Genomic DNA, 12,837 nt, shown 5'->3' on the forward strand with positions numbered 1-12,837 from the left:
TTCCCGCCATGGCCGACGTCAGCATGCAGACCCCCAACGACCTGATGACGGTGTTTTCGAACACGGTCTCGGCCGGGTTCGCGGCGCTGCAAGGCCCGGTCAACGGCGTGTTCGGGGTGATGATCGCCCTGGTGGTCGCGCTGACGGGCATCCAGTGGGCGCTGTCCTCGAACCGCGAGGTGCTGGCGAGTGGCTTCGGCAAGGTCCTGCTGATCGGCGCCTTCGCCTATCTCATCAACGACTGGGAGCAGCTGAGCCTGATGATCCAGTCGGGGTTCGTCGACCTCGGCCTTACCGCCGGCGGCGGCGGCCTGTCCCGGGCCGATTTCCTCAACCCGGGCGCCATCCTTCAGCAGGGCTGGGAGATCGTGAAGGCGCTGGGCGACACCCCAGCGTTCGGGGAGAACTCCCTCGACGTGGTCGGCGCCCTCACCGACGCCCTGATCCTGGGCCTCGCCATGATCGGGATCATGCTGGCCTTCGCGATCCTGGCCCTGCAGATCATCGTCACCCTGCTCGAGTTCAAGATCGTGACCCTGGGCGGCTTCGTGCTGCTTCCGTTCGGGATCTGGTCGAAGTCGTCGTTCCTGGCCGAGCGGCCGTTGGGGTTCGTGGTCTCCTCGGGCCTGAAGACCCTGGCGCTGGCCATCGTGGTCTCCGGGGCCCGGTCGGTGTTCGATCAGCTGCAGCCCTCCGGAAATCCCGACCTCTACGAAGCCCTGGCGATCCTGGCCGCGTCCCTGCTGCTGGCCATGTTGGCGATCTTCATCCCAAACCTCGCCTCGGCGCTCGTGACCGGCGGTCCGGCCCTGGGCGCCGGCGCCGCGATCAGCAGCGGCATCGCGGTGGCGGCCGGGGGCGCGCTGGCGGTCGCTGCGCCTGTGGGGCTCGGCGCGGCCGCGGCGCGCATCGCGGGGTCCTCCCGCGCGGCGGCCGGCGCGGGGACCGGCCGAGCCGCCTCGCCCCCGCGGCCGCCACCCGCGGCCCCGCCCCCGGCTTCGCCGCCTGCGCCCTCGCCCTCCAATGACAATCCGCCGCGAGGATCCGGCCCGGCGGGCGGAGCGGCGGCGGCGCGTGCGCCCGGCACGGCCGAAGCGGGGACAGCCTGGCCGGGGCCGCCGGCCGGAGCGGCCGCCCAGCCCGAGGCGACCACCGGGTCGGAAGGTCAGCGCCCCGCCGGGCCCGAGGCGAGCCCGGCGGCCGGACGCGATCCGCAGCGGATCGCCGGCGAGGCGGAAGCCGCGCGCCGCGACTTCCACCGCGCAGCCGGGGCGGCGGACGCGCCGGCGAGCCAGCGTCAGCGGCGCAGCGCGGCGCTGCAGACCTTCTTCCTCGCGAACGCCGGCCGCGGACTGCTGCCGGCCGGCGAGACGAGCGGCACGATCTCCCCGCAGCTGAAGTCTGAGGAGCCCTGAGATGCACCCGTTCTTCCGCCCGAAGCGCGCTCTGAGCGCGACGCCGGACGCCACCCCCTATCAGCGCGCCGGCCAGGTCTGGGACGAGCGGATGGGTCTGTCCCTCGCCCATGCCCGCAACTGGCGGCGCATCGCCTTCGCCAACTTCGCGCTCGCGAGCTTCCTGGGCGCGGGCTGGTGGATGCAGAGCCAGCAGGCGGTCGTGAAGCCCTTCGTCGTCGAGGTGTCCGACTGGGGTGAGACCCAACGCATCACCGCGATCAACGGGCGCTACGAGCCGACGGAAGCCCAGATCGGGCATGCCCTTGCCGAGTGGATCCGCGACGTCCGCGCCAAGCCCACGGACCCGATCGTCATCCGCCAGAACTGGCTCTCCGCCTACGACCTGGTCACCCCGCGGGCCGCTTCATTCCTCAATGCCTGGGCTCAGGCCCACGACCCGTTCGCCGAAGCCGGTCGCGAGGCCGTGGGCGTCGAGATCCTCAACGTGGTCCGGCGGACGGAACGCACCTTCGACCTGCAGTGGCGCGAGACCCGCTACGTGAACGGTCAGCAGGCCGGCCAGGCGCGCTGGCGCGCCCTCATCGCCATCAAGCTGCAGCCGCCCAGGACCGAGGCGGAGCTGATGAAGAACCCGCTCGGAATCCGCATCGAGGACGTGTCATGGACTCCAGACGCTTCGTGAGTTGGCGCATGGTGGTCGCGGCGTCGGCCGCGCTGGCGCTGTCGGCCTGCGCCAGCCTGCGCGACTTCACCGGGCTGACGGTGAAGCCCGCGCGACCGACGGCGGCCGCGGCGCCGTCGACGCACGCCGCGGCGGTCGCGCCGACGCCGCCCCGAGCGTTTGCGACCATGGCGCCGATCCCCAATCCGCCCGGGCGTGCGCGCCGCAACCCGTCGACCGTCCCGATGCGGGTCGCGCCCGCGTCCGCCGACCGCTCGCCGCCGGAGGTCGTGGCTGGGGTCGCCGCGCGGCTTTCGCCCGCACCGCCGGCCGTGACGGGGCGCGCGGCCATCGCCGCCGCCAATGTCGCGGCGCGCGAGACCTCGCGCTCCGAGGGCTTCGTGGGCGGGGTGCAGGTGTTCAGCTACGACCCGGGCCAGGTCTACGAGGTTTGGACTGCGCCCTTGCGGGTCACCACCCTGACGCTGGCCCCCGGCGAGGTCATCGTCTCCAAAGCGGCCGGCGACACCGTGCGCTGGCAGATCGGGGAGACCACGTCCGGCCAGGGGCAAGCTCAGCGTGCCCACGTGATGATCAAGCCGCTGGAGCGCGGGCTGGAGACCAACCTGGTTCTGGCCACGAGCCAGCGGGTCTACCTGATCCAGCTGCGCAGCGGCGGTCCCGAGGCCTTCAATGCGGCCGTCAGCTGGGATGTCGCGGCGGTCGCGTCGCAGTCGCCCGGCGCGATCGGCGACCCGGCTGCGGCCGAGCCGCCCGGGCTGGTCGCCCCCGTCGGTCCCCTCGACGCCCGTTACCGCATCCTGCCGCGCGGGTCGCGGCCGGCCTGGACGCCCACGGCGGTGATGACCGACGGGGTGCGCACCTTCCTGACCTTCCCGCCCGCCCTCGGGGCGAGCGAGGCGCCGGCCCTGTTCGTCATAGGCCCCGGCGGCGACGCCCAGCTCGTCAACTACCGACAGCAGGACGGGGTCTGGGTCGTCGACCGCGTCGTCGACCAGGCCGAGCTGCGGGTGGGCGACAAGCCTCGTCAGACGGTGCGGATCACCCGTGAAGGCGGTCGGTCGTGAGCGCGCTGCCCCATTCCGAACCGGAGCGCGCGCCGCCGAAGACGGTGATGCCGCCGCTCGACGCCCGTGCGCCCCGGCCGCCGGTCGTGCGCCTGCGCCGCAGCGTGGTGACCGTGGCCGTGATGGGCGCGGTGGGCCTGCTCGCCGGTTCGCTGGCCTGGGCCTTCGTGGTCCAGCCCGAGCTGCGCGCCGCCGCCCGGGCGCAAAACCTCGAACGCCAGAGTGAGGTCCGCGGCGCGGTGCGCGCGAGCGACGTGATCACCGACCAACCAGCCACATACGGACAGCTTCCGGCGCCGCGCAGGCTGGGCGGCGGCGCGGACGCCTCGGGCCCCGACGCCAAGGCCGTGGATGGCAAGGGCGCTGCCCGCACGGAGCCCGCGGTCGCCTCGGCGGCGACGCGGGCGGCGTCGCGGGGACGCGTCCGCAGTCCGACATCCGAAGCCCGGCAGTCGGGCCTGTTCTTTGCGACCTCCGGGACGGGCCCGGTGCGGCCCGGGCGGAGTGAAGACCCGGGCGCCCGCGACTACACGGCCGTCTACAACACGCATGCGCTGCTCGCGCCCTTGAGCCCGTTCGAGATCAAGGCGGGTGCGGTCCTCCCCGCGCTCCTGCTCACCGGCGTCGATACCGCCCGCGCGGGACCCGTCGTCGCCACCGTGACCGGCAACATCTACGACACGGTCAGTGGCCGTCACCTGCTCATCCCCCAGGGGTCACGCCTGATCGGCCGGCACGAGGGCGAAAGCGGCCACGGCGACAAGCGCGCCTACCTCGCCTGGGACCGCCTGGTCTTGCCGAACGGCCGCAGCCTGATCCTCACCAAAGAGCCGGGCGTCGATGCGCAGGGCATCATCGGCGCCGAGGGCCGGGTCGACCGTCGCCTCCTGCCGCTGGCGGTCGCCACCCTCTTCGCGGGCGCCATCACGACGCTGGGCCAGGTCGCGCGCGATCGCGACGACGACTCCGGCGGCCTGCTGGGCGACGCCGGCGACGCCGCCTCGATCGAAGCCGCCCAGGTCGGCGGCAAGCTGATCGACCGCGAACTGGACGTCAGGCCGTCCATCCGGCTGCGCCCCGGCGCGCGCGTCCAGGTGCTCATCACCCGCGACCTCATCCTGGAGCCCTATCGCTCATGATGCGCGCCTCCAAAGCCCTGCGTCACGCCATCCTGGGCCTCGTCGCTGTCGCAGCCCCCGCCGGCGCGTCGCGCCTCGCAACCCAAGTGGCCCCGGCGCCCCTCCTTCTCATCAACGAGACCCGGAGCGCGCCCCGCGGAGTCTATCTGCGCAGCGCCGATCCGCAGCCGCGTCCGGGGCGCCGCGTGACGATCGCCCAACCGCCCGCCGCGCGGCCCTACCTCGCGAGCCTCCGTGTGCCGGCCGAGATGCGGTTGCTGAAGCGGGTCGCGGCGGTCGCCGGCGAGCGCGTGTGTGCCGAGGGCGACGTCCTGCGCACCCCGCGCGAAGCGGTGAGGATCCTGGCGCGGGATGGCCGGGGCGTCCCGTTGCCCGCCTGGCGGGGCTGCCGTCGGCTGGCGGCCGACGAGGTCTTCTTGCTCGGCGACAGTCCCGAGAGCTTCGACGGCCGCTACTTCGGGCCGGTGCGCCGCGATCGGATCGAAGCCGCCTATAGGGAGGTCTTGCGATGGTAAGCCCCTGCTGGATCGCGCTGGGCCTGGCGCTCGTCGCCGGACCCGTGGCTGCCCAACCCGACTGGCGGGGCGCCGGCGGGCCGCTGTTCGTGGAGGTCCGCGCCGACTCGCTGTCCGCCTCCGAGGCCCGCGCGGACGAGGCCCGCCTCGCGCCGCTCAACCAGCCGTTCGGACAGCCGGTCGCGGCCGCCGCCGAACGGCACGGCCTCGATCCGAAGCTGCTGCATGCGCTGGTGACTGTCGAGAGCGCCTACCGGGCCGACGCGGTTTCTCGGGCCGGCGCTGCGGGACTCACGCAGCTGATGCCCGCCACCGCGGCCGACCTCGGGGTGAGCGACCGCTTCGATCCGCAGGCCAACCTCTCGGGCGGCGCGGATTATCTTGCCCGCCAGCTGTTGCGGTTCGGCGACCTGCGCTTGGCGCTCGCCGCCTACAACGCCGGGCCGGCGCGGGTCGCCGCGCTCGGCCGCGTGCCGTCGATCCCCGAGACGCGGGCCTACGTCCAGGCGGTGGTCGAGTGCTACCTCGCGCTCAGCGCCGGGCGCGGCGTCCGGCGCGCCAGCGAATGCCGTGCGGCGGTGTCGCCATGATCGCGGGGCCCGAGCTGACCGTCGCACCGGCGCACGAGGACGACGCCGACCTGCTGACGCGGGCCCAGGCCTCGGAGTACCTGCGCCGTTTCCATATCCAGATGAAGGTCCCCACGCTGGCCCGACTCTGGTCGGTCGGCGGCGACGGCCCGCCCTGCCGACACATAAGAGGCAAGCCCTGGTACCCGCGGGGGGAGCTGCGGGCCTGGGCGCTGTCGCAGCAGACCCGGCTTCGGCGGTCGCGAAGGGAGACGCGGTGATGATGGGCGTCGTGGGAAGGGCAGAGGCAGCATGACCCAGTGGACCGACTTCCTCGATCCGGAAGGACCGGATGGGGCCTATCTGCCCTGGAAGCGGGTTGAACCGCGGGTTGGCATCAGCCGCACCACGGCGTGGCGCCTGCAACGATCGGGCGATTTCCCGAAGCCCTACGTCGTGTCGCCCGGCCGGGTCGCCTACAAGGAAAGCGAAGTCGAAGCCTGGAAGGCGTCGCGCGGCCACCGTGACGAACGCCTGGCCGAGGGGTCTCCGGTCGATGCGCAGGCGTCCTCCCGGCCTAAAGCATCGGGCCCGGCCGAGTCGCCCTGCGTTCTGGACGCGGGCAAGTCCCCAACCCCCGCGTCCGCGGCGACGGCGTCGCAGATCGCAACCGAACGCGCTGCGCCCCTCGCGCAGGCGAGCCGCAAGCGCGGGGACAGTCGCCAGATCACGTTCGACTTCTAAGCGACCCCCGAGGCCTGACTCACGGGCGTGAGACTTGACGTGCCAAGCGGGGCCACGCCGGATAGAGGCATCTCATGGACTTTGTCGACGTCATCGGCGCCTCCGGCGCGGCCTACCGTTTTCGAGCGGCCACGCTGGAGCAGCTTCCGGTCACCGCCGGAAACCTCATCGTGGCGACGGGCGCGCCGCCGCGCCTGGACGTGCGGCTCTGCGCCTCCGCCCACACCCTGCAGAAAGCTGCGCCGGCGGCGCGCGACGCGCTGGCCGCCGCCCGCAGCGGGCAGGTCTTCATCCGCCTCAACATCGCGCGCGCCACGCGAGAGGCCGAACATGCCGACATCGTGGCCGCCTTCGCGCCCGACCTGGATCTCCCGGACTTGGACTGACGCGCGCCAAGGACCAGGAGCCGCTTGACCCCCGCACCATGAGGCCACCTCGGGAGGCCGTAGCTGGCGTTCGACCGTTCCAAGGTGAGGATCTCGCTCTTCCGGCCGCCCGTGGGCATCAGCAACCGCACCGCATCCGCCATGGTCGTCCGTATGCGGCCCCGGCAGCATGGCGCCGTGGTCGTGTCGCGGCAGCGCTCGGCCGGGCCCGCGAGGACGGGCACCAGAACCGGGCCAGCGCGGCTTCCGCTGGCTTGCGCACACTCCGGGATTGCGTCGGATTAAGCCGACATAATGGTTGAATTTGTCGGCTTAAACCGACAAACTGACGCCTTGGGAGGATTTCCATGCGTCGCGGCCACCTGCTGACCACCCCGCCCTACGAGGTCGAAAGCGCCCTGAAGCGCCTCGGCGCGGATCTGCGCACGGCGCGCCTGCGCCGCAACATCACCCTGGCCGAAGTGGCCGAGCGCATCGGCGCCAGCCGGGAGGTGGTGGGCGACGCTGAGCACGGCAAGCCGTCCACGAGCGTGGCGGTCTATGCGGCCCTTCTGTGGTCCTACGGGATGTCGGAGCGACTGGGGGGACTGGCCGATCCGACGTCGGATGACGAGGGGCTGCGCCTTGCCGCGCTGCGGGAGCGGCGACACGCCCGCGCGCCCCAGCCGCTCGACGATGACTTCTGAGCGCGCCGATGCCTGCGGCCTATGTCTACATCACCCTGCCCGGCGCAACGCAGGCGGTCACCGCCGGGCGTTTCGAGCACACCGTCGAGCGCAACGGCGTGGCCGTCGGCCGGTTCGTCTACGGCCGCCGCTACCGCGAGCGGCCGGACGCCGTCGAGATCGACCCGGTCGAGCTCCGCCTGGGCCGCGCCGGCTTCGAGACGGTGCGGCTGGGCGGCGTCTTCGGAGCTCTCCGCGACTCCGGCCCGGACTACTGGGGCCGGCGCGTCATCGAAAAGCACGCCGGCCTCGGCCAGCTCGGCGAGCTCGACTATCTGCTGCACTCCCCCGACGACCGGGCGGGCGCGCTGGGTTTCGGTCTCGGCGTGGAGCCGCCCGCGCCGGCGCGCCAGTTCAACAAGACCTGGGACCTCGAGAAACTGCAGACCCTTGCCGAGGCGTTGCTCGCCGATGAGCCGCCCAAGGACGCCGCCCAGGTGGAAGAGCTGCTGCTGCTTGGCACCTCCATGGGCGGGGCGCGGCCGAAGGTGGTGGTGGAGAGCCAGGACGCATTGTGGCTCGCCAAGTTCAACCGCCACGACGACCGCTGGAACATGGCCCGCGTGGAGCATGCGACGCTAGAGCTCGCGCGCCGCTGCGGCCTGCAGGTGGCCGACTCACAGGTCGTCACCGTGGGTGGCCGCGACGTCCTGATGGTGAAGCGCTTCGACCGGACGCGCGTGCAGGACGGCTACGCCCGCGCCCGCATGGTGAGCGCCTTGACGCTTCTCGAAACCGACGAAACCCCGGATGGGCGGGCCCGCTGGTCATACATCCTCCTGGCTGAGACCCTGCGGCGGATCAGCGAACGCCCCGCGGACGACGCCCGCGAGCTGTTCGGGCGCATGGCGTTCAACGCGCTGATCTCCAACACCGACGACCATCCGCGGAACCACGCGGCGCTCGCGCCGGGCCCCAGCTGGCGGCTGTCGCCGGCCTACGACCTCACGCCGACGCCGGCCTTCGCGGAGGAGCGGCGCGACCTCGCCATGACCTGCGGCGCCCAGGGGCGCTTCGCCAACGCCGGCAACCTCCTCAGCGAGTGCCGCCGGTTCCTTCTCGACCCGGACGCGGCTGCGGCGCTCGTCGACCAGCTGGAGGCCGCCGTTCAACAGCAGTGGTACGGCGTCGCCCGCAACTGCGGGGTCAGCGAGGCCGACTGCGAGGCCATCCGCCGGGCTTACGTCTATCCGGGGTTCCGCGCCTGAAGTCCGGCGCGCTGGCGCTTCTTCTTGTGGCGACGCTGGGCAACGAGCCATCGCTCCGCGCCAGCCCCGCCAGGCGAGATCAGCCCCCACAAGGCGGATGTCCGGCTCTACACGTACGAAGGTGCGCCGCTGCTCGCTGTGGCGGCATCTACCAGGGCCAAACGACAAATGTCCGCACGCCGGGTGGCGGCTTCGCGCCGGTCTCGTCCTTTAGCGCGCCGGCGCGGCGACGGCCTTCAGGCAGCCGCCTCGAGCAGATCGAGCACCGAGCAGGATGGCGCCATGGCCGTGTCGCGGCAGCGCTCGACCGTGCCCGCGAGGATGGCCTCCAGCCGCACGAGGTCGGCGATCTTGGTGCGCACATCCTGGAGATGGTCAGACACGATCACCCGCACCGCCTCGCAGGATCGACGATGAGGTTCGGCGAGGCCCAGGAGCGCGCGGATGCCATCGATGCCGAACCCCAGCTCGCGGGCGCGCCGGATGAAGGCGAGGCGCTGCCGGTGCGCGGGCTCGTAGAGCCGGTGCCCGCCTTCCGTGCGTCCCGGTTCCGGCATCAGGCCGATCCGCTCGTAGTACCGGATGGTCTCGAGGTTCACGCCGCTCAACCCGGCGAGCTTGCCGATCGTCAACCCCGTGCGCCCAGGCATGGAAAACCTCTTGATCCCGTAGTGACTACGGGTTGCAGGCTAGCGTCATTGGCTGTGAGAGGCGATGGGTATGACTTCCCCGACCCGCACGGAGGCGCGTGACAGGATCGTCGGCTGGACCGCCTTGGGCGGCTCTGCACTGGCGGTCTTCGCCTGGGCCGCCTGCTGCGTCCTGCCGATGGCGCTCTCGGTGGCGGGCCTCAGTCTGGCGGGGACGCTCTTCTTCGCCGAGCAGCGCGGCTTGCTGACCTGGGGCGCGACCGCCGTGCTGGCGGCGGGATGGTGGACGGTCTGGCGAAGGCGTCGCGCCTGCGCGCGTGACGGAAGCTGTGCACCGCCATCGCGATTGACGATCGGGCTGCTGGCCGCCGCGACCGGCCTGATCGGCCTGGCGCTGGCCTGGCAGCCCTGGATCGAGCCCCGGGCCTTGATGCTGCTGAGGAGCCTTCGGGGATGATCGGGACCGCCATCGAGCTGCGATCCACCTTGACCTGCCCGGACTGCGGCGCCCGCACGACCGAGACCATGCCCACCGACGCCTGCCAATATTTCTACGACTGCCCGGCGTGTGGTTCGGTCCTCAGCCCGAAGCCGGGCGACTGCTGCGTCTTCTGCTCCTATGCCGATACCCCTTGTCCGCCGATCCAGGAGGCGAGCGCCGCCGGCGAACCGACCGCCTGTTGCGGCGGTGGCGCCGGTGGCTGACGAGCACAGGCTTCGCCCCGCCTACGAGCGGTTGAGGAACGACAGGGGCGAAGGGCCGCTCTGAGAGCCGGCCGTCCACCCAGGTCGTCGGCGACGGCGCTCCTGCAAGCCGCCGGACTGTCCGCTTCGCCCCGTCGCCAGCATCCTACCGGCGACGACGATCCCAGACGGCGACGGGGTCGCGAGGCGGGTGGACGTGGATATGGCCTTGCCTCGCTCGGTGAGACCTTGGCGCCGCTCCGCGGGTCAGCCCGCCTCGTCGGGGAGAGCTTTGTGGACGACCACGGCGTTCGCACCCGCCGCCTTGAGCAGCTCCCACTCCTCGGGATCAAGGAGCTTGGTCGTGTCGATGTGCATGATGACCACATCGACCCGACCGTCCGCGAAGTCCTTGACCATGCGGCGAAACCCATCGTCGTTGCTCAATCGAACTCCTCTCGTCACCGCTATGCGAACGTAATCGTGCGGTCCCGGATCGGCCGCCGGAAGGCGCTCGGAGCCCCACTTCTACGCCGTCTTTGTCGGCAGGCCGAGGCGCTCTTCAGTCCTTCGAACGTTTCTCCTCAGCCGCCCCAAGCTGCGCGCGGCCCGCTTCGGCGAGTTGCTCGTAGAACTGCATGTGCGCGTCCAGGACCGTCAGGAAGTCGACGGCCGCAACGGCGTCCTGCGTCGCCTCGTCGAGCTCATCGGCGGCGCTGGCCTGGATCAGCATGAACTTGTGGTGTGCGAAGACGTGGGCCAACCGAGGCTTGCGGAGATGAAAGGCCGCCAGGATCGCGAAGTGGTTCACCCTCAGGATTTCCGCGAACAGGCGACCACGGGCGAGCCGCAGACCCGTGCGGCCGTTCTCGAAGTCCTGATACCTCGAGGCGGAGGCGGACGCCTGGGCACCTCGCGCGGCCATCGGGCGGGGGCCTGCGTTGCGCCGGCGCATCGGCCTGCGCCACCCGAGCCTGCGCCCGAGCCGGCGCCGCGCGTGGTCGTCCCAGCGGGTGCGGCGGCGGTCGCGCCAATTACCGCGCGCCGGCCCACACGCCAGGCAGCGCGCCGGGCCGCCGGGCCTCGCCCGACGCACAGATGCAGCTGGACCGGTGGTCGTGGACGCGAGCGCCACCCCAACGCAAGCCGAGGCCAGCGTGACGACCCCCCAGCCCCGCGACCGCCCCGTCAGCGGGCGCGCAGTTCCACCATGTCGAGCTTGGCCACGCGCCCGCTCACGACGACACCGCTGGCGAAGTGGTCGTCCATCACCGTCTCGATCCGCACTTCGCCCACATCCCGACGCTCAATGATGGGCGGGGCGCCTTTCATGGCTCCCGGACGCGTCTTGAACCTGACCACGGTCAGCGTCTGCCCGGCCTCGGCTCCATCGGCGCGTCCGACGCAGATCGTCACCGTGGCCCCCGCTCGGTCCACGACCTGGCCACGCATGACATACTTGTGCCAGAGCCCCTGGGCTTGCGCGGGGCGCAGCGCGGGCGCGAGCCCCGCGGTCACGCCGAGCAGAAACAGATCCCGTCTGCGCATGCGTACCTCCTGGAGCCCTGCGCCGGGACGTCTTGGAGACGCCGGCCGACGGAGCCGGCACGAGCGGCCCTCAAGTGAATTCTGTTCTAGATCGGCCGCGTTGGGCCGGTTGCCCGTGACAAGGCTTGCGGGCCAGGCTCGCCGGGCGGGGACGACCGGCGCCTTGAGCGAGATCAAACCGTTCCGTGGCGGTGCGGCTCGCGGACTTGCATTGGACGGGAAAAGGGGAAGATACCCTCATCGCGCAACGCGACAGTGGGTCCGCGTCCGGAGGCTGCCGCTGCGTACCACCCGCGCCCGCCGTCGTCCGCCGCAGGTCGCATCACGCGAAGGACGGCCACCTGGCCGCCTGCGGGTGGCGGCGCGGCGAGCAAACTATTGATCTGGCACAAATTCCTTTGACCCGGACCCAGCTAGGCTGGGCCGACTGGTGGAGCGAAGATGACGAAGCTGACGTTGAGATCACTGGGCGGCGCGGGGACGGTGACCGGCTCGAAGCATCTGCTGGAGCTCGGGGGACGGCGTATCCTGGTGGACTGCGGCCTCTTCCAGGGGCCAAGGCGCTTCGCGAGCAGAACTGGGGCCCGCTTCCGGTGGATCCGGCGTCCATTGACGCCGTGATCCTCACCCACGCCCATCTTGACCACTGCGGGTACCTGCCCAAGCTGGTGCGCGAGGGTTTCCGCGGTGACATCTTCTGCTCGGCGGCCACGGCGGACCTCGCCGAGATCATCATGATGGACAGCGCGAAGATCCAGGAGAACGACGCGGAGTTCGCGAACCGGCACGGGTTCTCGAAACACACGCCCGCGCTCCCGCTCTACGGCAGGCATGACGCCGAGCGCGCCATCGGACAGCTGCGGCCCGTCGGGTTCGGCAAGCCGGTGGATCTCGGGCACGGCGCGGCCGCCACGTTCCGCTATGCCGGCCACATCCTGGGCGCGGCCACCGTGGAAGTGCGCTGGGGCGGCAAGACCGTCGTCTTCTCCGGCGATCTGGGACGCTATGACGATCCCATCACGCCGGATCCGGAGCCCATCGCGAACGCCGACTACCTGCTCCTGGAGTCGACCTACGGCGACCGTCACCACGACCCCGTCGCGCCCGCCGAAGCCCTGCGGAGCGTGATCGAGCGCACGACGGCGCGCGGCGGGACCGTGATCATCCCGGCCTTCGCGGTCGGCCGCGCCCAGGAACTGCTCTACCTGCTGTCGAAGCTCAAAGGGGACGGCGCACTGCCGTTGACGCTGGTCTACCTCGACAGCCCCATGGCCACCGACCCTCGGAGCTGCTCTGTCGCCACGGCGCCGACCACAAGCTGCCGGAGGAGGTTTGCCGCGCCGCGTGCGCCGTCGCGACCTACACGCGCGACGTCGAGGAGTCCAAGGCCCTCAGCCACAACAGCATGCCCAAGGTGATCATCTCGGCCAGCGGCATGGCGACGGGCGGGCGCGTCCTGCACCATCTGAAGCCTATGGGCCGGATCCCCGGAACACCGTCCT

General features: G+C 71.7%; 17 protein-coding genes and 2 pseudogenes. 15 read left to right on the forward strand and 4 right to left on the reverse strand.

Features of this window, described 5'->3' with window-relative positions:
• The first annotated feature begins 8 nt into the window (after nucleotides 1–8).
• From A2790_RS05485 to A2790_RS05535, 11 genes are all read left to right on the forward strand, one after another.
• Nucleotides 9–1,415, forward strand: coding sequence for a type IV secretion system protein (locus A2790_RS05485; RefSeq protein ID WP_293388524.1), 1,407 nt, complete (start codon nucleotides 9–11; stop codon nucleotides 1,413–1,415).
• A gap of 1 nt (nucleotide 1,416) precedes the next feature.
• The gene (gene trbF / locus A2790_RS05490; protein WP_293388526.1) at nucleotides 1,417–2,100 is read left to right on the forward strand and encodes a conjugal transfer protein TrbF; all 684 of its coding nucleotides are present in this window, start codon (nucleotides 1,417–1,419) and stop codon (nucleotides 2,098–2,100) included.
• Nucleotides 2,079–3,167 (forward strand): TrbG/VirB9 family P-type conjugative transfer protein, encoded by a 1,089-nt coding sequence (locus tag A2790_RS05495; protein WP_293388528.1) that lies wholly within the window; start codon nucleotides 2,079–2,081, stop codon nucleotides 3,165–3,167. Before trbF ends, A2790_RS05495 begins: the two co-directional genes overlap by 22 nt.
• Nucleotides 3,164–4,306: a TrbI/VirB10 family protein gene (locus tag A2790_RS05500; RefSeq protein ID WP_293388530.1), complete on the forward strand. Its 1,143-nt coding sequence runs from the start codon at nucleotides 3,164–3,166 to the stop codon at nucleotides 4,304–4,306. Before A2790_RS05495 ends, A2790_RS05500 begins: the two co-directional genes overlap by 4 nt.
• Nucleotides 4,303–4,821 (forward strand): S26 family signal peptidase, encoded by a 519-nt coding sequence (locus A2790_RS05505; RefSeq protein WP_293388531.1) that lies wholly within the window; start codon nucleotides 4,303–4,305, stop codon nucleotides 4,819–4,821. The genes A2790_RS05500 and A2790_RS05505 overlap by 4 nt, the downstream gene beginning before the upstream one ends.
• The gene (locus A2790_RS05510) at nucleotides 4,815–5,411 is read left to right on the forward strand and encodes a lytic transglycosylase domain-containing protein (protein ID WP_293388534.1); all 597 of its coding nucleotides are present in this window, start codon (nucleotides 4,815–4,817) and stop codon (nucleotides 5,409–5,411) included. The genes A2790_RS05505 and A2790_RS05510 overlap by 7 nt, the downstream gene beginning before the upstream one ends.
• Nucleotides 5,408–5,671, forward strand: a complete 264-nt coding sequence (locus A2790_RS05515) for a hypothetical protein (RefSeq protein WP_293346407.1) — start codon at nucleotides 5,408–5,410, stop codon at nucleotides 5,669–5,671. Before A2790_RS05510 ends, A2790_RS05515 begins: the two co-directional genes overlap by 4 nt.
• 31 nt (nucleotides 5,672–5,702) lie before the next feature.
• Nucleotides 5,703–6,134 (forward strand): AlpA family phage regulatory protein, encoded by a 432-nt coding sequence (locus A2790_RS05520; protein WP_293388537.1) that lies wholly within the window; start codon nucleotides 5,703–5,705, stop codon nucleotides 6,132–6,134.
• Between the two features lie 74 nt (nucleotides 6,135–6,208).
• Nucleotides 6,209–6,520 (forward strand): hypothetical protein, encoded by a 312-nt coding sequence (locus tag A2790_RS05525; RefSeq protein WP_293346411.1) that lies wholly within the window; start codon nucleotides 6,209–6,211, stop codon nucleotides 6,518–6,520.
• Nucleotides 6,521–6,867: 347 nt separating this feature from the next.
• Nucleotides 6,868–7,206: a helix-turn-helix transcriptional regulator gene (locus A2790_RS05530; protein ID WP_293346413.1), complete on the forward strand. Its 339-nt coding sequence runs from the start codon at nucleotides 6,868–6,870 to the stop codon at nucleotides 7,204–7,206.
• A gap of 8 nt (nucleotides 7,207–7,214) precedes the next feature.
• The gene (locus A2790_RS05535; protein ID WP_293388541.1) at nucleotides 7,215–8,453 is read left to right on the forward strand and encodes a HipA domain-containing protein; all 1,239 of its coding nucleotides are present in this window, start codon (nucleotides 7,215–7,217) and stop codon (nucleotides 8,451–8,453) included.
• A 236-nt stretch (nucleotides 8,454–8,689) separates the two neighbouring features.
• Here the strand turns inward: A2790_RS05535 and A2790_RS05540 are convergent, their stop codons facing one another.
• Nucleotides 8,690–9,085: a helix-turn-helix domain-containing protein gene (locus A2790_RS05540; RefSeq protein WP_293388544.1), complete on the reverse strand. Its 396-nt coding sequence runs from the start codon at nucleotides 9,083–9,085 to the stop codon at nucleotides 8,690–8,692.
• A gap of 88 nt (nucleotides 9,086–9,173) precedes the next feature.
• Here A2790_RS05540 and A2790_RS05545 point away from each other — a divergent pair, with 88 nt between their 5' ends.
• Both A2790_RS05545 and A2790_RS05550 read left to right on the forward strand, forming a co-directional pair.
• On the forward strand, nucleotides 9,174–9,560 hold the full coding sequence (locus A2790_RS05545; RefSeq protein ID WP_293346422.1) for an MFS transporter permease: 387 nt from the start codon (nucleotides 9,174–9,176) through the stop codon (nucleotides 9,558–9,560).
• Nucleotides 9,557–9,808, forward strand: coding sequence for a GDCCVxC domain-containing (seleno)protein (locus A2790_RS05550; RefSeq protein WP_293346425.1), 252 nt, complete (start codon nucleotides 9,557–9,559; stop codon nucleotides 9,806–9,808). Before A2790_RS05545 ends, A2790_RS05550 begins: the two co-directional genes overlap by 4 nt.
• Nucleotides 9,809–10,054: 246 nt before the next feature.
• On the opposite strand, the gene A2790_RS05555 is transcribed toward A2790_RS05550, so the two are convergent.
• The 3 genes from A2790_RS05555 to A2790_RS05565 all read right to left on the reverse strand — a co-directional run bounded on the left by A2790_RS05555 (nucleotide 10,055) and on the right by A2790_RS05565 (nucleotide 11,335).
• On the reverse strand, nucleotides 10,055–10,234 hold the full coding sequence (locus tag A2790_RS05555; protein WP_293346428.1) for a hypothetical protein: 180 nt from the start codon (nucleotides 10,232–10,234) through the stop codon (nucleotides 10,055–10,057).
• Between the two features lie 115 nt (nucleotides 10,235–10,349).
• Nucleotides 10,350–10,712: a hypothetical protein gene (locus tag A2790_RS05560; RefSeq protein WP_293346431.1), complete on the reverse strand. Its 363-nt coding sequence runs from the start codon at nucleotides 10,710–10,712 to the stop codon at nucleotides 10,350–10,352.
• Nucleotides 10,713–10,975: 263 nt separating this feature from the next.
• Nucleotides 10,976–11,335, reverse strand: a complete 360-nt coding sequence (locus A2790_RS05565) for a hypothetical protein (RefSeq protein ID WP_293346433.1) — start codon at nucleotides 11,333–11,335, stop codon at nucleotides 10,976–10,978.
• 617 nt (nucleotides 11,336–11,952) lie between these two features.
• On the opposite strand from A2790_RS05565, the pseudogene A2790_RS24420 reads away from it, so the two are divergent.
• Together A2790_RS24420 and A2790_RS24425 are read left to right on the forward strand one after the other, a co-directional pair.
• A pseudogene (locus A2790_RS24420) lies at nucleotides 11,953–12,390 on the forward strand (MBL fold metallo-hydrolase); the annotation flags it as partial.
• Between the two features lie 263 nt (nucleotides 12,391–12,653).
• Nucleotides 12,654–12,749 (forward strand): annotated as a pseudogene (locus tag A2790_RS24425) (hypothetical protein); the annotation flags it as partial.
• Between the last annotated feature and the right edge of the window lie 88 nt (nucleotides 12,750–12,837).

The organism is Phenylobacterium sp. RIFCSPHIGHO2_01_FULL_69_31, assembly GCF_001824475.1.
GTDB lineage: Bacteria > Pseudomonadota > Alphaproteobacteria > Caulobacterales > Caulobacteraceae > Phenylobacterium.